At 35.8% G+C, this 17,653-nt stretch carries 22 protein-coding genes; 3 read left to right on the top strand and 19 right to left on the bottom strand.

The features are described from left to right. Positions 1-144: 144 nt before the first annotated feature. From FN817_RS08180 to FN817_RS08115, 14 genes are all read right to left on the bottom strand, one after another. A complete protein-coding gene (locus FN817_RS08180) occupies positions 145-873 on the bottom strand; it encodes a metallophosphoesterase family protein (RefSeq protein ID WP_142717501.1) in 729 nt (242 codons plus the stop codon). A gap of 1 nt (position 874) precedes the next feature. Further along, positions 875-1,417 carry an RNA 2'-phosphotransferase gene (locus FN817_RS08175; RefSeq protein WP_142717500.1) on the bottom strand — a complete coding sequence of 181 codons (543 nt, stop codon included), beginning with the start codon at positions 1,415-1,417 and terminating at the stop codon, positions 875-877. 9 nt (positions 1,418-1,426) lie between these two features. After that, positions 1,427-2,392: an ADP-ribosylglycohydrolase family protein gene (locus FN817_RS08170; RefSeq protein ID WP_142717499.1), complete on the bottom strand. Its 966-nt coding sequence runs from the start codon at positions 2,390-2,392 to the stop codon at positions 1,427-1,429. Further along, positions 2,392-3,078, bottom strand: a complete 687-nt coding sequence (locus FN817_RS08165) for an SIR2 family NAD-dependent protein deacylase (RefSeq protein ID WP_142717498.1) — start codon at positions 3,076-3,078, stop codon at positions 2,392-2,394. The genes FN817_RS08170 and FN817_RS08165 overlap by 1 nt, the downstream gene beginning before the upstream one ends. Next, on the bottom strand, positions 3,075-4,115 hold the full coding sequence (locus FN817_RS08160) for a DUF2971 domain-containing protein (RefSeq protein WP_142717497.1): 1,041 nt from the start codon (positions 4,113-4,115) through the stop codon (positions 3,075-3,077). Before FN817_RS08160 ends, FN817_RS08165 begins: the two co-directional genes overlap by 4 nt. 21 nt (positions 4,116-4,136) lie before the next feature. After that, the gene (locus tag FN817_RS08155) at positions 4,137-4,955 is read right to left on the bottom strand and encodes a TIGR02452 family protein (protein ID WP_142717496.1); all 819 of its coding nucleotides are present in this window, start codon (positions 4,953-4,955) and stop codon (positions 4,137-4,139) included. 21 nt (positions 4,956-4,976) lie between these two features. Continuing rightward, entirely contained in the window at positions 4,977-5,570 is a 594-nt protein-coding gene (locus tag FN817_RS08150) for a DUF4291 domain-containing protein (protein WP_142717495.1), read from the bottom strand. A gap of 11 nt (positions 5,571-5,581) precedes the next feature. Then, positions 5,582-6,052 carry a macro domain-containing protein gene (locus FN817_RS08145; RefSeq protein ID WP_228451507.1) on the bottom strand — a complete coding sequence of 157 codons (471 nt, stop codon included), beginning with the start codon at positions 6,050-6,052 and terminating at the stop codon, positions 5,582-5,584. Between the two features lie 40 nt (positions 6,053-6,092). Beyond that, positions 6,093-7,190: an adenylosuccinate synthetase gene (locus FN817_RS08140; RefSeq protein ID WP_142717493.1), complete on the bottom strand. Its 1,098-nt coding sequence runs from the start codon at positions 7,188-7,190 to the stop codon at positions 6,093-6,095. A gap of 73 nt (positions 7,191-7,263) precedes the next feature. Then, entirely contained in the window at positions 7,264-8,118 is an 855-nt protein-coding gene (locus FN817_RS08135; protein WP_142717492.1) for a hypothetical protein, read from the bottom strand. 2 nt (positions 8,119-8,120) lie between these two features. Further along, positions 8,121-8,456, bottom strand: coding sequence for a hypothetical protein (locus FN817_RS08130; RefSeq protein WP_142717491.1), 336 nt, complete (start codon positions 8,454-8,456; stop codon positions 8,121-8,123). A gap of 70 nt (positions 8,457-8,526) precedes the next feature. Then, positions 8,527-9,075, bottom strand: a complete 549-nt coding sequence (locus tag FN817_RS08125) for a 2OG-Fe(II) oxygenase (protein ID WP_142717490.1) — start codon at positions 9,073-9,075, stop codon at positions 8,527-8,529. Between the two features lie 27 nt (positions 9,076-9,102). After that, the gene (locus tag FN817_RS08120) at positions 9,103-9,645 is read right to left on the bottom strand and encodes an NADAR family protein (protein ID WP_142717489.1); all 543 of its coding nucleotides are present in this window, start codon (positions 9,643-9,645) and stop codon (positions 9,103-9,105) included. A gap of 326 nt (positions 9,646-9,971) precedes the next feature. Beyond that, positions 9,972-10,667, bottom strand: a complete 696-nt coding sequence (locus tag FN817_RS08115; protein ID WP_047380037.1) for an NUDIX hydrolase — start codon at positions 10,665-10,667, stop codon at positions 9,972-9,974. 123 nt (positions 10,668-10,790) lie between these two features. On the opposite strand from FN817_RS08115, the gene FN817_RS08110 reads away from it, so the two are divergent. Further along, positions 10,791-11,435, top strand: coding sequence for a DUF1579 domain-containing protein (locus FN817_RS08110; protein ID WP_142717488.1), 645 nt, complete (start codon positions 10,791-10,793; stop codon positions 11,433-11,435). A gap of 46 nt (positions 11,436-11,481) precedes the next feature. Here the strand turns inward: FN817_RS08110 and lepA are convergent, their stop codons facing one another. The 5 genes from lepA to FN817_RS08085 form a co-directional block, all read right to left on the bottom strand. Next, a complete protein-coding gene (lepA, locus tag FN817_RS08105) occupies positions 11,482-13,278 on the bottom strand; it encodes a translation elongation factor 4 (protein ID WP_047422022.1) in 1,797 nt (598 codons plus the stop codon). Positions 13,279-13,462: 184 nt separating this feature from the next. Beyond that, positions 13,463-14,488, bottom strand: a complete 1,026-nt coding sequence (locus FN817_RS08100) for a hypothetical protein (protein ID WP_142717487.1) — start codon at positions 14,486-14,488, stop codon at positions 13,463-13,465. 96 nt (positions 14,489-14,584) lie between these two features. Further along, on the bottom strand, positions 14,585-15,094 hold the full coding sequence (locus FN817_RS08095) for a hypothetical protein (protein WP_047422024.1): 510 nt from the start codon (positions 15,092-15,094) through the stop codon (positions 14,585-14,587). Positions 15,095-15,100: 6 nt separating this feature from the next. Beyond that, positions 15,101-15,643, bottom strand: coding sequence for a hypothetical protein (locus FN817_RS08090; protein ID WP_142717486.1), 543 nt, complete (start codon positions 15,641-15,643; stop codon positions 15,101-15,103). Positions 15,644-15,660: 17 nt separating this feature from the next. Continuing rightward, positions 15,661-16,212, bottom strand: coding sequence for an RNA polymerase sigma factor (locus tag FN817_RS08085; RefSeq protein WP_142717485.1), 552 nt, complete (start codon positions 16,210-16,212; stop codon positions 15,661-15,663). Positions 16,213-16,393: 181 nt separating this feature from the next. Between FN817_RS08085 and FN817_RS08080 the strand changes: the two genes are divergently transcribed. Continuing rightward, positions 16,394-17,143 (top strand): Rossmann-like and DUF2520 domain-containing protein, encoded by a 750-nt coding sequence (locus FN817_RS08080; protein WP_142717484.1) that lies wholly within the window; start codon positions 16,394-16,396, stop codon positions 17,141-17,143. Continuing rightward, positions 17,133-17,651: a KdsC family phosphatase gene (locus FN817_RS08075; protein WP_047380044.1), complete on the top strand. Its 519-nt coding sequence runs from the start codon at positions 17,133-17,135 to the stop codon at positions 17,649-17,651. Before FN817_RS08080 ends, FN817_RS08075 begins: the two co-directional genes overlap by 11 nt. The last annotated feature ends 2 nt before the right edge of the window (positions 17,652-17,653 follow it).

Raw genomic sequence — 17,653 nt, 5'->3', positions numbered from 1 at the left:
AATTAATCATCTTTTATGAAAGAGCGAATCATTAAAATCTTAAATAGAAAAATGATAAAAATATTTTAATAAAATAGAAACCCCACAGGTTTTGAACATCTGTGAGGTTTATTTGTGATCTATAATTTATTTGAATATAATTCATCAGTTTCTTCCTTTTTCATTTGGATATAAGGAAGGAAGCGGATCGCTTTGCCAGAATTCTTTGGAATCGATATCCATGATGGATAAAGATCCGGTATAGGCAGCACCGGTATCCATATTCCAGACGTTAGCTTTATTGGCCGGCGTTGTAACGCCAATATCAAGAGTGGGGGTATGCCCGATGAATATTTCTTTATATAAAAGCAGTCTTTTGGGATACAACGCTGAATTCTTTTCCAGTTTTTTGTCCATTGCTACAGCGGTTTCCCAAAGGGTTCGGTCCCACCGATAATTACTGGAGTAGACTTCTCTTTCGGGGCCGTGCATGGAAGCATATCCGGCATGAATAAACAGTCGGTTCTGATCATCAATATGATAGTTTTTCATCCTTTGAAAGAATTCCAGGTGAAGATCCAGATCTTCCGGGAGATAATCAGCATAGCTTTCTACAGTACTTTTTCCGCCGTTGAAAAGCCATACATCAGGTTTTTGTCCCAATGACAGCCAGTCTTCACACCATGCATCATGGTTTCCTTTGATGAAGATACATTCCTGTTTTTGGGAAAGATCCATTAAAAACTGAATAATTTGTGCAGACTCACTCCAGCCGTCCACATAATCTCCCAGGAAAATCAATTGATCATTTTCTGTGACTTCTGCTCTTTCAAGAACCTGCTGCAAAGCTTTAAATCCTCCGTGAATATCTCCTATTACTAATGTTCTTTTCATTTTACTTAGAAATGTATTTTGCATCTACAAAATCGGTGAGCCAAACTCCGTTTGCAGACTGATAGAAAGATAATCCATCCTGATGCATTGTTCCGGTTCTGATGGTAAGAATCACGGGTTTGCCATGTCTCATCCCAACCTTTGCAGCAGTCTCTTTATCAGCGCTTAAGTGTACATGCTGACGGGTTCTTTTTTCTATTCCTTTGTCTAAAATTGAAGAAATATTACCTTCTGCTGTGCCATGATAAAGAAATTCAGGAGGCTGTTTTGCTTCCAAAGCCAGATCGATATCAATAGAATGTCCCTGACTTGCTCTGATCTTCGTTTTATCTTCGTTAAAGGCAAAGCGTTTCTTATTATTGGTTTCTACTACCTCATCCAGTTCTTCAGGAGTAAAATATATCCTTTTCTTTGCTGATTTTGCTCTCAGCTCTTCTATATCTGCCCATCCGTTTTCATCCAGCATAAGTCCAATGCTTTCTGGCTGATGGCGTAGGATCAGGCTTAAAAATTTACTTATTTTTTTCTTTTCTATTTCGTTCATGGTTGTGTTTTAATTCATTAATTTTTGGTTTAACTTCTCACACAATGCTTCAATATCATCCTTTCTCACCAGCTCAGCAATCCATTCTTCAGGAATATTTTCATATCCATAATAAATTCCGGCAATTCCTCCTGTGATAGCTCCTGTTGTATCGGTGTCCTCTCCGAGGTTGACGGCTTTCAAAACGGCTTCTGCATAGCTTTCTGAGTTTAAAAAACACCATAGAGAAGCTTCCAGGCTGTGAAGGACATAGCCAGAAGAACTTATTTCCTTCTCCTGCAAGGTATGCAAAGGAGCCAAATCATATTCTCCTACTTTTAATTCTAAAATCCTATGGAATTTATCCATTTCGTTTTGTGAACAAATAGGATTATAATCCAAAAATTCCCGAACTGTTTTCTGCATTATCCTATATGTCTCCCATTTATCTTTTCCTTTTAGAATTTCTAAAGCAAATTCCAAATAAATAAAACAGGCTAAAATTGCGCGGATATGTCCATGTGTAATAGAAGAAACTTCTTTTATAATATCAAAGCGTTTCTCAATAGGAAAATCTTTAATGTAAAATAATAATGGCATGATCCGCATTAAAGAGCCATTTCCATTATCAAATTCCGAATTGCCACCGCACAAAGTAGGAGAAACACCTTTTCCAATTCTATAAATTGCTTGTGAAGTTGCAATACCTATATCAAAAACCCATCCATGAGGGGTCCAAATTTCTGCATTATACCATTGCAAAAACTTCAGAGCCATATTTTCGAGATCATATCCATTACATAAACTGTCTGCAAGACATAATGTCAAAGAACCATCATCACTCCATGTTCCTGCAGGCTGGTGATGGGTCCCCAAAGCGCGCATTTTAGTAACAGGAGAACGCTTAAGTTGTTCTCTACTCCTAAATTCTACAGGAACACCAAGAGCGTCTCCTATGCAAACGCCCATAATTCCTGCTTTTACTTTATTTTCCATCAGGCAAGGTTTACCAGTTTATCGAACAATAATTTCATTCCCTGGGTTGCAGTTTCTTTCATGACAACAGCCCTCTGTCCGTATCCAAATCCTGTTTCATTAGGATTGATAACGATTAAAAGACAGTCATCTTTAATATCATGAATCAATCCTGCTGCAGGATACACCTGCAAAGAAGTTCCGATTACCAGCAGAATATCAGATTCTTTCACAATTTCTCTTGCCGTTTGATATAAAGGAACATCTTCTCCAAACCAAACGATAAAAGGTCTTAATTGCGCCCCATCTTCTGCTTTATCACCGATATTGATGTCCTCTTTTTGGTCATAAATCAGGTTTTTATTGTTGCATGAGCATGATTTGAACAGTTCTCCATGAATATGAAGGATATTGGTAGATCCAGCTCTTTCGTGAAGGTCATCAATATTCTGGGTAATAATCTGAACATCGAAATGTTTTTCCAGCTCGGCCAGTAAGTGATGCGCTTCGTTGGGTTGTACTTCATGCAGCTGGCGTCTTCTCTGGTTGTAAAATTCCAGCACCAGAGCTCTGTCTTTTCTCCATCCTTCCGGACTTGCCACATCCGTTACATTATGATTTTCCCAAAGACCGTCTCCGTCTCTGAAGGTTTTTATTCCGCTTTCGGCACTGATTCCGGCACCGCTTAATATGGTTAGTTTTTTCATCTTTTGCTTATAATTTCGTTGTAATAAAAGTCTTTATAAGGATTATTAATATTAGCCTCTTCCCAATCATCACAAACAGTTATAATTGAATCAGCATAATTAATATACTGTTCAGCATTTTTAGGGTAAACATCTATTAGTGATTCTACCTCTTTATTATCAAAAATATAAAGACTATTATTCTCTTTAATAAAAAAAGCTTCTCTAAATGCCAAAATAAATTCTTTTATGTCTAATTCATTTTTGCTACCCTTGTAAAAAACATAATATGATTCATGTGATACATTAATTCGATGTTTCAATATTTCAAAATCAAACTTATTTATATTATGCTTTAATTTCCTTTTGGTTTCATGCACCATTTTAAAATCTAATTCAAAATTTGAAGGAAAAACCTCATAAAATCTTACATCATCATTTTCGAAAAGTTTATAAAATTCTTGCTTGATTTTCTCTGGTGTTTTAACTCCAAAATAAATTCCTGTGATAGATGATCGATGAATTTTTTTCATCCCATATTTATCAAAGATTAAGCGAATTTCTTTTTCATGATGCCATGCAGATTTTTTAGTAGCAAACATTTTTCTTATAAAACCATCTTGCAAATTTATAAGATCATCAATTCCCAAAATTGGAATATTATCTTTATAATCAATTTCAAATTGATATTGAAAATCAAAATTTTGTCCTTTATCAACTAATTTGTCTAAGTCATATTCTATACAATATCCAAAATATGAACTAGCATAATAGGCCCATAATTGTTCATTCAAAAAATCCGTGCTTAAACAATAAACTCCAATCTCTTCTTTAAAATTTAAAACTTCCCGAAATTGTTTTTCGAGGTTGTCCAATTCACTATGTGGAAACAATGTTTTCAAAAGATCTATAACTTGAGATATTTCTTCATTAAAATAAATATCAAACGGATCATTTAACATGCTATAGTTTGATGAGTAAAAAGAATTGTTACTTATAGTTTCGAAATCTCTTTTAAAGATATCTTCCTCTATTGACCTATATTTGTAAACTTTCATGATAATTCTTTTATTTTTCTATTAGGAAATAACTTCCTCAAACGGTTTCAACATTTCTTCTTTCTTGGTAAGCACTGCAAAAACCACTCTTTTAAATTTATTTTTATACTTCCCATGAAGATGTTTTTTAAATAATCCTGCAATTTCTTTTGGATCATTTCTAAACACTCCACAGCCCCATGCCCCTAAAATCAGCACCTCATTTCCTTCATGTAAAGCCAACGAAAGCATTTTATCCATTCTGACATACATGGCAGGTAAAATTTCATTTTCTCTTTCAGGTTCCTGACGTTTTACCACTCCTGCATTGACTGCCGGAGAGGTGATGAAATTACACAGAACCGGTTTTGGCAGCAACTCTCCTTTATCTTTCCTGAAAACAGGAACTTTCGGGCTGTAAATCATTGTATCTGTATAAAAACAGGATTCCATTGCGCGATGAATTGTGTAATAATCCCAGGCCTGGAGCAGACTTTCATGCAATCCGGAAGTTCTTGCCAGGCTTTCTTCCTGTGCCTCCGCACCATTGATAAAGCCACCTCCGGGATTTTTTGCCGAAGCGAAGTTCAGACACATGAGTTTTTCCTGGTTTTCTTCTTCAGCCAATTCTAAAATTGCTTTTAAAGAACTGCAATTTCTTGTTTCAAACTGTGTTTCAAAAGTAGTTTCCGGCATTGAGGCTTCTGCCATTTCTGAAAGCTGTTCCGGAGTGAAAAGAGTGGTTTCTTTTTTACTGATTTCCAGCTCGTTTTCTATATTTATTTTCTCGTTATATTCGTTGATATAATATTTTTTGGCAAGGAGATCTAGTGTATCTTTTGCCATTCCTTTATTTGTCATTATAATATTTCGTTTATTTTATTACATTGTAGCTCCAATTCTGTGAGCTAGTTCTTTTGACAGAGGATAGTTTTTTTCTACAGGCAGCAGTTTCTTTGCCTTGTCAAATTCTCCCGATTTGGTAAGATTCAGGATTTTCTTAACCAAAGGAGTATAATCCTCTATTTTTACAATCCATTCTTCATTGAATTCCTCAATTAACGATCGGCTAATCCCGACCTGGATAGAGCGGTAATTCAGTTTTGTCCCTTTAATATTCCTTTCAGGATCCCACTGCACATAAATCTCTGCATTTTCAAAATCTTTTCCCCAACTTCGGGGATCGGGATAGACTCTTTTTTCTGGTGAAGTAAGAATCGCTTTGCTCAAAGCCTTCTCCCAGGCTTCTCTTTTAATATGTATTGCCAGAGTACACTCCTGATTGGATTTCTGTCCATAGTTACTGCGTTCCATCATCCAAAGAAAAGAAGGCTTTATCCAGGTCATCCTGTTGAATGAAAACGGAGCGGTAAATTTCTGATGCTCCATGGCTGATTGTGCAATGGCTTTATTATAAGCCTGGTAAACGATGAGAGTATCATTTTTATAATCTGCTCTTATTTCAAATTCTTTCATTGCTTGTTCATTTATTCAAAGTCATACACATACACCTCCACATTCTTTGCAAGCAGTGTTCTTTCAATAATAGGTTCTATCTCTTCCCATTTTCCTCCTGCCAATCCACATCCGATTCTCGGCATATGAATACTTGCATTGAGCTGCAAAGCTTCATCAGAAAGTTTTTCCAAAGCTTTTTCAATAGCATCATATCGAACAGGAACTCCGTTACTTCCGGTTTTTATTCCTTTTTGCCCAATTATATTGGCTATATAAATATATTTTTCAACCTGAACCAATTGAATTTCTCCTAATGCAAAATTGTTTTTACTTCTTAAGCGGTGCCAGTTTCTATATTCTTTTTCCGGTGCTTCCCATCTTTTGGAAACAGCCAGTACAAAACCTTTTCCCCAGCCTCCTATATCATTGCAGATATGAGCAATTATTATATTTCCTTCGGCATTGGGACGGGTAGCATCTCCTTTTACATATTGTATTATTTTCATGGTTATTGTTTCTATCATTATAAAATTAATGTTTTTACCATTTGGCTGCTTCATTCATTGGGATAAAAATCTGCTTAAAATCTTTTGAATAAGGAGAATACGATCCGTAAACAGCATCAAAATCCATATTAAGATTTTCTACCTTAAATTTCTCATCAATCTGATCCAGACAGGTAATGACAAGATTCTTTTTACTTGGAAATACATAGGCTCCATCCAGTTTTAAGGTATAATTCAAAAGGTTATAATCTATTTCTCCTGTTCTCAACTCCTTTTGGTATTCGTTAAATGTACAGGTTTCTTCCTCATTATTTCTCAGGTTCATTTCTTTTTCATTGCTCATCCAGCCATTTCCGTGACGGGTTGAATAGCTTCTGGTGACATAATACATCTCAATGTTTTCAATTTTTAAAAGCTTACAGATTTCGCAGGCATTTTTTGAAGTGGTATGAGCATAGGTCACATTAGGAAAAACACCATGATCCATATCGAGTAAAATACCCTGGCTTCCTTCAAAAATAAGATGATTGAATGAAGCAAGCCAGGTATAATCATTTATTTTCCAATCAATGCTGTCAACAGCTTCTAAAAAAGGGTGTAAAAGTTCATCAACTTCTTTTTCATCTACAAAGCCGTAATAATAGGCGATTCCTTTTAATTTTTCCATTAGCATTTCTCGAGGTGCAATCAGGTCTATGGCAAAGAGTTTATAAGGACTTTCGTGTCTTTTCATGGTGGCTCCTATTCCTTTTCCACAGGTTCCGTGTTCCAGATTTCTTGCATTGGTTCTGTTCTGCCATACGTCAAAAGGAGTCGTAACCTTTGCCAATGGATGAATATGAAGTTCAATATTTCCGTTCTTTGTTTTTAATTCTTCTCTCTCATTGAGCAGAAAAACCGGATGAACAGTACAATGTTCTGTAAAATAAGAAGGCAATCCGCGAAGAGATCCGCTTGCAAAGCTTGAATGTACATGCTTTCTATCATCAATCATTACCGTATGGGCGGCCTGCTGGCCTCCTGAAAACCGGATTACCACCGCCTCAGGATTTTGAGAAGCCAGAAAATCTGTAGTGATCCCTTTTCCTTCATCACCAAAACCTAATCCTATTACGATTTGCGCCTTTTTCATATCCTTTTTATTTTTTAAAAGCTTTGCCATCTTCATTTGTGTTTCTAATTCTGCTGATGGCAATAGCTCTGTTTTAAAGCATTTTAAATTGATCCAAACCTTCTGTTCCTGTTGTTCCAAAGGTTGGGTTTTTAAATCTATCGCAGATGATTCCTTTAATAACATTCGGAATTTCCCTGTGATCTTCTATGGAGATACAATTTTGTCCTAACAATTCTCTCCATCCTCTGTCTGCTCTGAGTGCCTGATCTGAATGCAAAACACTGATATGGTATACTTCGTATTTCTTCTTTACTTCTTCGAGCAACTCGAGATGAGTATAGGTTTGCTGTCCTTTTCCCATAATTTCTCTGATTGCGGAAGCAGGAAGTGTCTTTAAACAAGGTTCGTCTCCCACGGTAAACAGCAATCCTTTTTGTTTTCTTTTTTCAAAGGCATCCGTTCTGGTATGGAAAGCAGCGAAATACCATGCTAACAAATAGCTTTCTCCGGCATTTCCTCCTCCACCAGACTCAATATAAGTGCGGGTAAGCCACATATCCAGTTCTGCATCTCCGGACTCAAACTGTCCCACCTGAAGCGGATAACCGTCACATTCATGATCTCCGATTCCAAGAAAGAGTAAAGCCGCATCAGGAACTCCTCCCTGAATAATTCCTCCCATCAGTTTAGGCAATCCATCTCTGATCAGCTCATGAGGAATATGCCCCATACTTCCTGTAACATCCAGTCCTAAAATAATAGGAACTGAGTTGGGATGAACTTCTGAATCTCTGGATTCTCTGAAAGAAATTCCGTGAGGATTCATGGATTCGTGGGCCATTCTTTTGGCATTCTGGGTGAAAATTTCACCTGCGGATTTGGTTCCGTACCCTGCTTTTCTTGCTCTGTCATAACGAGCGTCTAAATCGTATCTTGTACTTCCCATGACTATAGTGTTTTTCCAAATAAATATTCAAATCTCTTTTGGGTTACTTCAAGCTGAATATTCAGATTTCTGATTGTTAATGATAATTCCATGTCTTTCTGAACAAATGCTTCCGGATTAAAATCCGCAAAAGTCAGACTGTTCCTGTCTAGTGGACTGATATCAATAAGCCCTTCCTGCTCACGCTCGAGTCTTTTGATTTTTAATTCGATATCTTCCACTCTGCGTCTGTAGATCAGTTCGGAATCTGCTCCGATGATCTTTGCACGTTCTTCTCTGATCTGATCATTATTTCTTTGTAATGACTCGATAAATCTGGGTTTTAATTCATTTTCCATAATTTTTATTTTGTGTTCATTTTACGCTAATTAAACAAGACATAGCAATGCCTTTCTTTTTTAAGAATGGTTAATCTCTGGAATACATGATATCCGTTCTTAAAACATACTTTATTTCACTAATCAAAGTTTTTCCTTCATGTCTCAAAGGGTGATGAAAAATAAGGGCTGTTCCTTTCTTTGGTGCTACAGTAAAAAGGTTTTCAAATTCTGTTTCACCACCTTCAAAATCATCATTCAGGTAAATCATAAAAGTGTAAAAACTTTTCTCTCTTTCATTTCGGATATAGCTTCCATCCCTGTGCATTTTAAACTGTTGTCCAGGTGCATACCGATACACTCTGAGCATTTCATTGAAGTTAAGAATCTGATATCCATCGTGTTCCTGAGGTAGAAATCCGGATGCTTTTTTAAACAGATCTTCAGCTATTGTTTCATCAAAGATTATCAGCCGGTCATTATTTCTGACTCCTTTATTCATTTGCTGATGTCCAAATACATTGATTTTTGCTTCTTCAAAAACTTTTTCCTGCGAAAGATTGATATAATGATCACATTCGGTTTCAGTCAGAAAATCTTCAATCAGAAATATCTGTGGGTGCAGTTCTATTTTTTCCATGATTCCTATTTTGTGTTGGTGTTGTTTTTACTTTCTTAATTGATCTCTCACTTCCATCAAAGCAAATCCTAAAAGGTTTTCTCCGTTCCAAAGCAAAGGGTTTTCTGCTCTGCTATCGGTTTCCAGCATTCCGATACCCCAGATTCTGTCATACGGACTTGCTTCTACCAAGGTCTTATCTCCGGTTGACAAGAGAAATTCTTTAAATTTCTGATTTTGAGAGAATTTTAAAAGGTTTCCCCGGGTTACAATTTCATATTTATGTTCATTCCAAAGTTTAGGATCAAAGTTTTTTACTTTTCGTCCTAAAGCTTTTGCCTGGTTAGGAGTAGCCGCCTTTAAGATCTCTTCTTCGGTTTCAGGATCATTAAATAATCTTGCTTTTCCGGCCATCATATAATGTTCTGCCGTTTTATATATGATCCCGTTTTCTTCAAATTTTCCGGGAAACCATTGGCTAAAGCATGATTTGGTTACCATATCTTTTGCCGTATGCCCCCAGAAAAAGAGAAATTTAATTCTTTCTTTCTTCTGAAAACGTTCTGTAATATTTTGTATGGTGTATTTCATGATTGCGTTATTTTGACACAAATTTAAAATAATATCAGTCTTTGCACCAAATTTATTTGTGTTAATTTTACGCTAATAAATATAATTAATTGATTTTCAGATATAAAAATTTAATTTTATAAAACACGAAGGAGGCCAATTTTTATCACAAATGGTACAAATCTTTAAGATATTTAGGCTAAAGCCGATGGAATTGATCATAAAAAACGGGCTGAAGCCCGTTCCTATTGAATGTTTTCAATTGATATTTTATACTATTGCTTCAAAAATGCATAAATATTAGTGGATATTTGTGCAAAACATTTGTGAAGTTTGTGTTTAGAAATCTATTTAATTTCAAAATAAAAACCCTGTTCTTCAAGCTCTTTATACTTTTCCTTATTGAAGGTAAAAAGTTTTCCGGGTCTGCCACTGCCTTCTTTTTTAACGTTATTGGTTTCATTCAGCAGTCCGTAGCTCATGATTTTCTTACGGAAATTTCTTCTGTCAATTTCCTGTCCCACAATTGTTTTATAAAGGTTTTCAAGGTCTGAAAAAGGGAATTCTTCATTGAGAAGATTGAAGCCGATCGGCTGGTATTGAATTTTCGTACGAAGCCTTTTTAACGCAGTCTCAATGATTGTTTTGTGGTCAAATGCCACTGAAGGAAGTTTGTTAATACTAAACCATTGTGCATCTTCGGCATCAGAATCTGCGAACAGTTCATGATACGATGGGTTCACAAGCCCCAGATAAGCTATAGAAACCACCCTGTTTCTCGGATCGCGGCCCAGATTACCAAAGGTGTAGAGTTGTTCCAGAAAATCGGGCTTTATGCCTGCCTCTTCATAGAGTTCTCTTTTTACGGCATCATCTACGCTTTCATCATCAAGCACAAGTCCTCCCGGCAGCGCCCAGCCGCCTTTAAAAGGTTCAATATTTCTTTTAATCAGAAGGATCTGAAGATCTTTTTTATCAAAATATCCGAAAATAACGGCATCTACGGCCACTTTTATATCCTGTAATTTTTTTGGAGACTCCATAAATTTATTTGCGTTACGAATACACAAAGCTACGATTTATGCTCAAATTAAAAAACAATTTCGGTTATAATAAAAGTTCCTATCTTTAAGTTATTATTCTAACCATCTTAAAACTAAATTATTATGAAAAATGTATTAACAATTCTCACCGTTGCTTTTTTATTAACAGCATGTGAGAAAGGAAAAACAACAGCGGCCAATAGTTCTGACAAAACAGATTCTACTGCAGCAAATTCTGAATGGAAACCTGTAGATTCCGCAACGGCTATGAAAAACTGGACAGAGTATGCCACTCCGGGAGAAATGCAGAAAATGCTAGCCAAATCTGATGGGAACTGGACCGGAGAAACGACAATGTGGATGGAAAATGGAGGAAAACCTATGGTAAGTAAATCCGAAGCTACCAACAAAATGATGTATGGCGGACGTTATCAGATCACGAACCACAAAGGCAACTTTATGGGAATGCCTTTTGAAGGGATGAGCATTGTAGGATATGACAACGCAAAGAAGAAGTTTGTCAGCACATGGATAGACAATATGGGAACCGGGATAATGCATAGCGAAGGAGATTGGAATGCTTCCACAAAATCGGTTGAATTTAAGGGAAAAATGACGGATCCTTCAAGACCTGGGAAAGATTGTGATTTCAGGGAGGTTTTCACATTTGTAGATGATAACAATCAAAAGCTGGAAATGTATGGTCCTGATTCCAAAACCGGAAAAGAGTACAAAACAATGGAAATAAAGTATACCCGTAAAAAATAAAACAAAAAAACCGCTTCGTCTGAAGCGGTTTTTATTTTATAATGAATTAGTCATTCAGTTTTAATACGGCCATGAATGCTGACTGTGGTACTTCTACTCTACCAATCTGCTTCATTTTTTTCTTACCTTCTTTCTGCTTTTCCAATAGCTTACGCTTTCTGGAAATATCCCCACCGTAACATTTTGCGGTAACGTCTTTTCTTAAGGCTTTAATCGTTTCTCTTGCGATTACTTTAGTTCCTAATGCCGCCTGAACAGCAATATCAAACTGTTGTCTAGGAATCAGCTCACGAAGCTTTTCACACATTCTTTTACCAATGTAATAAGCATTAGAATCGTGAATCAATGAAGACAATGCATCTACCATATCACCATTGATCAGGATATCCATTTTTACAAGCTTGGAAGCTCTGAATCCGATCGGGTGATAATCAAACGAAGCATATCCTTTAGAGATTGATTTTAATCTGTCATAGAAATCGAATACAACTTCAGCAAGAGGCATGTTGAAAATCAATTCCACTCTTTCTGATGTTAAATAACTCTGGTTAACGATCTCACCTCTCTTTTCAATACACAAAGTCATTACTGCTCCAACGAAATCAGATTTTGTAATGATTGAAGCTTTGATGAAAGGTTCTTCTACTCTATCCATCGTTGAAGGATCCATCATTTCTGATGGGTTGTTGATCAGAATCGGAACTTCAGGTTCTTTTTTAGTATATCCAAAATAAGATACGTTCGGTACCGTAGTGATCACGTTCATATTGAACTCTCTGTCAAGACGTTCCTGAACAATTTCCATGTGAAGCATTCCTAAGAATCCGCAACGGAAACCAAAACCAAGAGCAGCAGAACTTTCTGGTTCGAAAACCAGAGAAGCATCATTCAGTCTTAATTTTTCAAGGGAGAATCTAAGCTCTTCAAAATCCTCAGAATCAATTGGGTAAATACCGGCAAATACCATTGGCTTTACTTCCTCAAATCCGTCAATCGGTCCATCAGCTGGTTTTTCAAAAGAAGTAATGGTATCTCCTACTTTTACTTCACGGGCATCTTTAATCCCTGAAACCAGATATCCTACATCTCCACATTGAATTGTTTTCTTTGGAACCTGCTTCAGTTTTAGTGTACCTACCTCATCAGCTCCATATTCTTTTCCGGTTGCGAAAAATTTAATCTTCTCATTTTTAGAAATGCTTCCGTTCACTACTTTGAAATAGGCTTCAATTCCTCTGAATGGGTTGTATACCGAGTCAAAAATCAAAGCTTGAAGTGGTCCGTCAGGATTTCCTACCGGTGCAGGAATTCTTTCTACGATCTGCTCCAGAAGATGATGAACACCTTCTCCTGTTTTCCCGGAAACTCTCAATACATCTTCATATTCACATCCGATAAGGTTCATAATCTCATCGGTTACTTCTTCAGGATTGGCAGACGGAAGGTCAATTTTATTCAGAATAGGAATAATTGTTAAATCATTTTCCAATGCCAAATAAAGGTTACTGATGGTTTGTGCCTGAATACTCTGTGCAGCATCTACGATAAGAAGAGCACCTTCACAGGCCGCAATAGAACGGGATACTTCGTAAGAAAAGTCAACGTGTCCCGGTGTATCAATAAGGTTTAGAATATATTTTTCTCCTTTATACTCATAATCCATCTGGATGGCGTGTGACTTGATGGTAATCCCACGTTCTTTCTCCAAATCCATATCATCAAGCGTCTGAGACTGAAGTTCTCTTTGGGTAACCGTATTCGTGTACTCCAATAGACGGTCTGCCAGGGTACTTTTACCGTGGTCGATATGAGCGATTATGCAAAAATTTCGTATGTTTTTCATTTAAGAATCTTGTAATTTGCAAAGATAAGAAAATGAAAGTGAATTTATCACACATAATTTAGAAGCATAAATTAACTTATCATTCAACTTAAAAATATTAAATTAAAACTCTTTCGGCTACTTATTTTATCAATGAAAATTTGAATGGAAAAATGGTATTCAAAATCCAAAAACGGAATTATTTTTACTTTGATCTACCAAAATTTTCTGGTAGAATATACTCCCCTGTGAGCGCATCAATTCCCACTCTATAATACTTTGCATTCTGTTTGCGGGCTTTTGAAGAAGCAACATCTATTACAGCACCTATTATACCTCCTATTATACCAAAGGACGCTGCTCCTGCAATAGTCATTGTATTATTCTGTGGAAATAACTCCTCTTCGGATGCCATTATAAAGAAACCATTATTATCTTTTTCAATTTCAATGAGACTGGTGGGTGTTTTTTTATAGGCAAGTCCATTATCAACAACTGCAAAAACTTCTCTGTTTAAATTATCATAATCATCAACTCTTTTCACTCCTTTAATTACCCCGTCTTTATTCTTTCGAACCATAAGCTCTTTATCCGGCTTTTGCATTGCAAATGATTCATAATCTTTATAAACACCATCTGCAAAAGACACTGAACTAAAAATTGGCAATTTTTCAGATATTACCTTTTCATAATTTTCCATATCCGTCTCAGAAATTGGAATATTCAATTCTTTTATATCGTAAGAATCCTTTATTATATTAGAAAATTCTGCTGATATACTGGCAGCTATTGCTCTTGTAATATAAGCGTGATCTTTCTGTTGATAATCTTTTGAAATTCTATTTTTTTTAAGAAAATAATATTGATTATTTTTTTTAAGAAAAGTTGCTATCCGCATCTCCAAATGCCCCTTAATTGATCTTTCCGTTGGTATATCTTCAACTTTTAAATGCTCCAGCATAAAGAAATATTGATTACTTCCACGCTCTTTATTATATTCTATAAACCAGTCTGAAAATAATTTTTCCAGATCATCCTTTTCAAATTTTACTTCATAGGGGTCTTTTCTATGAGATACAATTCCAATGAATTTATCCTCTCTTCTGTCAAGTAATGTAAGAGATTCGGCAGTATGATTTTTATCTTTTATATTTTTTCTGAGCTCTATAAATTGATATTTTTGAGCAGAAATAAATATAGGGAAAAGGAAAAATAACAGTCTTTTTTTCATATTTGTTTTTCAGCAAAATTAAAAATTTTGATAAATAATTAAACGGCTCTCACAGAAAATTCTGTAAGAGCCGTCCAACATTAAAAAAATAAACTATTATGGGTTTTGTTTAGGTCCCGAAGCATCATGATTTCCGTGAGGGTTTCTTTCATCCATTTTATCCTTCATCATTTTCTCGGATTGAAACAGCTTCAGAACTTTCTGGCAGGGAATTACCTGCTGCATTTTTTCTGCATATTTTTTTCTGTTATCCAACAGTTTTTGTCCTACTTCAAAGCTTTGCTGCAATTTAGCTTTTGCTTCCTCATCTGTAAGAGTCTCAGGATCAAAGCTTGAGTTAAACTGACTTTTTATTTGCTTCTGGCTATCCAGATATTCGTTGTACAATTGTGTAAATTCGGCCTTATCTCCCGGATCGACATTCAGATTATCCATAATCATGTTGTTCCTGAATTTCTTCAGGAGCTCTTTTCTCTCTTCCGGAGAAAGATTATTGATGACTTCTTTCCTTTGCTTAGGGTCCATCTTTTTCCAGTCGTAATCAGTTCTTTGGGCATTTAATCCAAAGCCATAAATAATCAAAAACGTCAATAATATCTTTTTCATTTTCTTTTAATTATAAATATCCAAATAAACGTCCTGAGTCGAATTACTTGCTAACTCTGCAATTTCAGAGTTAGAAAACGAATCCAGATATTCATTTATTCGTGTTTCTTCTTTTTTCTTCACGGCTTTCACCGGTTTTGGTGTATCAATTGTTTTTTCAGATTCGCTTACACTTTTATAAGCATAATCATCATTACTATTTTGATTTTCAACTGTTTGATTATTATTTTCAACAGAAGTTAAATCAGATTTTAAAGTTTCGTAAGCAAGCTCACCTTCTGTTTTGGGTTCTTTGGTATTGGCAGCATATGCTGTTTCAGAATTGAATCCTTTCTGAGCAGAATCATTATCCGAATTGAAAACATAAGTTGCTCCAAAGATCAAAGCCAGAGATGCCGCTGCAGCATACATCCAGTTCAGCTTAAAGACAGGTGCTTTTTTACTTGTCTTTATATCATTCATAACGTTCTCCTGAATACTTTCAAACATATTATCAGGAACTGTGTAAATGTTCTTACGCTCTAATTTTTCTATGTCGAACTCTTTCATCTTTGTTGGGTCAAAAATTATCTTTCGTAATTTTCTTTAATATAATCTTCTATTTTTTGTTTGGCATAATGATAATTGGTTTTCAAAGTTCCTACTGACATATCTACAATTTTTGATATTTCTTCGTAGGGTAAATCATCATAATACCGCATCATAAATACCAGTTTCTGCTTTTCAGGCAGGCTTTGTATAGCGTTCTGCAGCAAAATCTGTATTTCTTCAGCATCTCCTTCCGTATTGTCAGCTACAAGATTCTGCATGTGATACTCCGGATCTTCATCGGTTTTCTGCATTTTCTTCATTTTGTTCACCTGCTGCAATGCTTCATTGGTTGCAATTCTGTACAACCAGGTATACAACTGGCTATCATTTTTGAACTGATGAAAATTTTGATAAGCTTTAATAAAAGTTTCCTGCAAAGTATCCTGTGCAAGATCTCCGTCCACAATAATTCTTCTTATGTGCCAGTACAATCTGCTTTGATAGGCATCCATCAAGGCCCGGACTCCTTTATCCTGGGTCCGTGGATTCTGCATCAACGAAATAATCTCCGCGTCCTTAATCTTCATAAGATGCCTTACATTGTTTTGGATTACAAAAATAACTGAAAGTTAAATTAAATCTTCAATTTTCAATTAAATATTTAAAATAATATGAGACACTTACGCAATAAACGTGCCCATATTGAAAGTCAGGATTTCTGAGTCCCTCTTCCTTTCCCGGCTCAGCTTAATATCTTATATTTGTTATATGCAAATTGTAATTATCGGTTCCGGAAATGTTGCCTATCATATGGCAAAAGCTTTCACTTTGAAAAGCATTCCCCTGGCCCAGATTTTTGGCAGGAACGAAAAAGAATTAAGTAAAATTTCAGAAGAATTAAATATTCCGTATTCCACAGATCATCTGGAGGAGGCAGATCTTTATATCATCTGTGTAAGTGATCATTCTGTAGAAGAAGTTTCAAAGATCATTACCAAAAAAGATTGTTTGGTTGCCCATACTTCCGGATCGCTTCCAAAAGAAGTTTTGTCTGGTGAGTACCGGAAAGCCAGCTTCTACCCTTTACAGACTTTTTCTAAGTCAAAAGAACTGGAATATGAAAAAATTCCGTTTTTTGTAGAAGCTGAAAATGAAGAAGACCAGAAAATATTGCTTGACCTTGCTTCACAGGTTTCAGAGAAAGTAATGGAAAGCAGCCACGAAAAAAGAAAATATATTCACTTGACAGCTGTTTTCGCCTGCAATTTTGTGAATCATCTTTTTTCCAGGGCTAAAGAAATTTCGGATTCTCAGGAAATTCCGTTTGATTATTTCTTACCGCTGATTGATGAAACGGTTCAGAAAATTTATGAAATAGAACCCAGGCAGGCCCAAACAGGACCGGCAGTGAGAAATGATGTAAGAATTTTACAGCTGCATGAACAGTTATTAAAAGACGAAAGTCTTGAAATTTATAAAACAATGAATCATTCTATTCAGAAAATGTATGAGCTATAAAGAGAAATTAAAAGATATTAAAGCATTTGTATTTGATGTTGATGGAGTTTTCACAGACGGAAGTGTTTATCTGCTTCCCGGAGGAAATATGTGCAGGGTAATGAATGTTCTGGACGGATATGCAGTAGTGAAAGCATTAAAAAACAACTACTTGATCGGAGTGATTACCGGGGGAAATGATGAAATGGTAAAACACAGAATCAATTACCTGGGTATTCAGGATTATTACCCGAAATCTCACAATAAAATAGATGATTTTGAAGATTTTAAGAAGAAACACAATCTTAAAAATGAAGAAATTCTTACCATGGGTGATGATCTTCCGGATATTCATATTATGGAAAGCTCAGCTATTGCAGCATGTCCTGAAAATGCAGTCCCTGAAGTAAAAGGAATCTCAGATTATATTTCTCCGAAAAAAGGTGGAACCGGAGCAGTACGCGATGTGATAGAACAGGTAATGAAGGTTCAGGGCAACTGGCATGATGATAACACTCAATCTGTATAAGT

It is taken from the genome of Chryseobacterium rhizoplanae, from assembly GCF_900182655.1.
GTDB classification, from domain to species: domain Bacteria; phylum Bacteroidota; class Bacteroidia; order Flavobacteriales; family Weeksellaceae; genus Chryseobacterium; species Chryseobacterium rhizoplanae.
This window is presented reverse-complemented; position numbering and strand designations above follow the sequence as displayed.

Excerpts from the sequence above, each read along its gene's own strand:
- FN817_RS08140 (WP_142717493.1), bottom strand. The coding sequence starts at position 7,190 with ATGAAAAAGGCGCAAATCGTAATAGGATTAGGTTTTGGTGATGAAGGA.
- FN817_RS08080 (WP_142717484.1), top strand. The coding sequence starts at position 16,394 with ATGCAAATTGTAATTATCGGTTCCGGAAATGTTGCCTATCATATGGCA.
- FN817_RS08085 (WP_142717485.1), bottom strand. The coding sequence starts at position 16,212 with ATGAAGATTAAGGACGCGGAGATTATTTCGTTGATGCAGAATCCACGG.
- FN817_RS08110 (WP_142717488.1), top strand. The coding sequence starts at position 10,791 with ATGAAAAATGTATTAACAATTCTCACCGTTGCTTTTTTATTAACAGCA.
- FN817_RS08125 (WP_142717490.1), bottom strand. The coding sequence starts at position 9,075 with ATGGAAAAAATAGAACTGCACCCACAGATATTTCTGATTGAAGATTTT.
- lepA (WP_047422022.1), bottom strand. The coding sequence starts at position 13,278 with ATGAAAAACATACGAAATTTTTGCATAATCGCTCATATCGACCACGGT.
- FN817_RS08155 (WP_142717496.1), bottom strand. The coding sequence starts at position 4,955 with ATGACAAATAAAGGAATGGCAAAAGATACACTAGATCTCCTTGCCAAA.
- FN817_RS08180 (WP_142717501.1), bottom strand. The coding sequence starts at position 873 with ATGAAAAGAACATTAGTAATAGGAGATATTCACGGAGGATTTAAAGCT.
- FN817_RS08160 (WP_142717497.1), bottom strand. The coding sequence starts at position 4,115 with ATGAAAGTTTACAAATATAGGTCAATAGAGGAAGATATCTTTAAAAGA.
- FN817_RS08075 (WP_047380044.1), top strand. The coding sequence starts at position 17,133 with ATGAGCTATAAAGAGAAATTAAAAGATATTAAAGCATTTGTATTTGAT.
- FN817_RS08175 (WP_142717500.1), bottom strand. The coding sequence starts at position 1,417 with ATGAACGAAATAGAAAAGAAAAAAATAAGTAAATTTTTAAGCCTGATC.
- FN817_RS08100 (WP_142717487.1), bottom strand. The coding sequence starts at position 14,488 with ATGAAAAAAAGACTGTTATTTTTCCTTTTCCCTATATTTATTTCTGCT.
- FN817_RS08170 (WP_142717499.1), bottom strand. The coding sequence starts at position 2,392 with ATGGAAAATAAAGTAAAAGCAGGAATTATGGGCGTTTGCATAGGAGAC.
- FN817_RS08095 (WP_047422024.1), bottom strand. The coding sequence starts at position 15,094 with ATGAAAAAGATATTATTGACGTTTTTGATTATTTATGGCTTTGGATTA.
- FN817_RS08120 (WP_142717489.1), bottom strand. The coding sequence starts at position 9,645 with ATGAAATACACCATACAAAATATTACAGAACGTTTTCAGAAGAAAGAA.
- FN817_RS08135 (WP_142717492.1), bottom strand. The coding sequence starts at position 8,118 with ATGGGAAGTACAAGATACGATTTAGACGCTCGTTATGACAGAGCAAGA.
- FN817_RS08165 (WP_142717498.1), bottom strand. The coding sequence starts at position 3,078 with ATGAAAAAACTAACCATATTAAGCGGTGCCGGAATCAGTGCCGAAAGC.
- FN817_RS08090 (WP_142717486.1), bottom strand. The coding sequence starts at position 15,643 with ATGAAAGAGTTCGACATAGAAAAATTAGAGCGTAAGAACATTTACACA.
- FN817_RS08150 (WP_142717495.1), bottom strand. The coding sequence starts at position 5,570 with ATGAAAGAATTTGAAATAAGAGCAGATTATAAAAATGATACTCTCATC.
- FN817_RS08115 (WP_047380037.1), bottom strand. The coding sequence starts at position 10,667 with ATGGAGTCTCCAAAAAAATTACAGGATATAAAAGTGGCCGTAGATGCC.
- FN817_RS08130 (WP_142717491.1), bottom strand. The coding sequence starts at position 8,456 with ATGGAAAATGAATTAAAACCCAGATTTATCGAGTCATTACAAAGAAAT.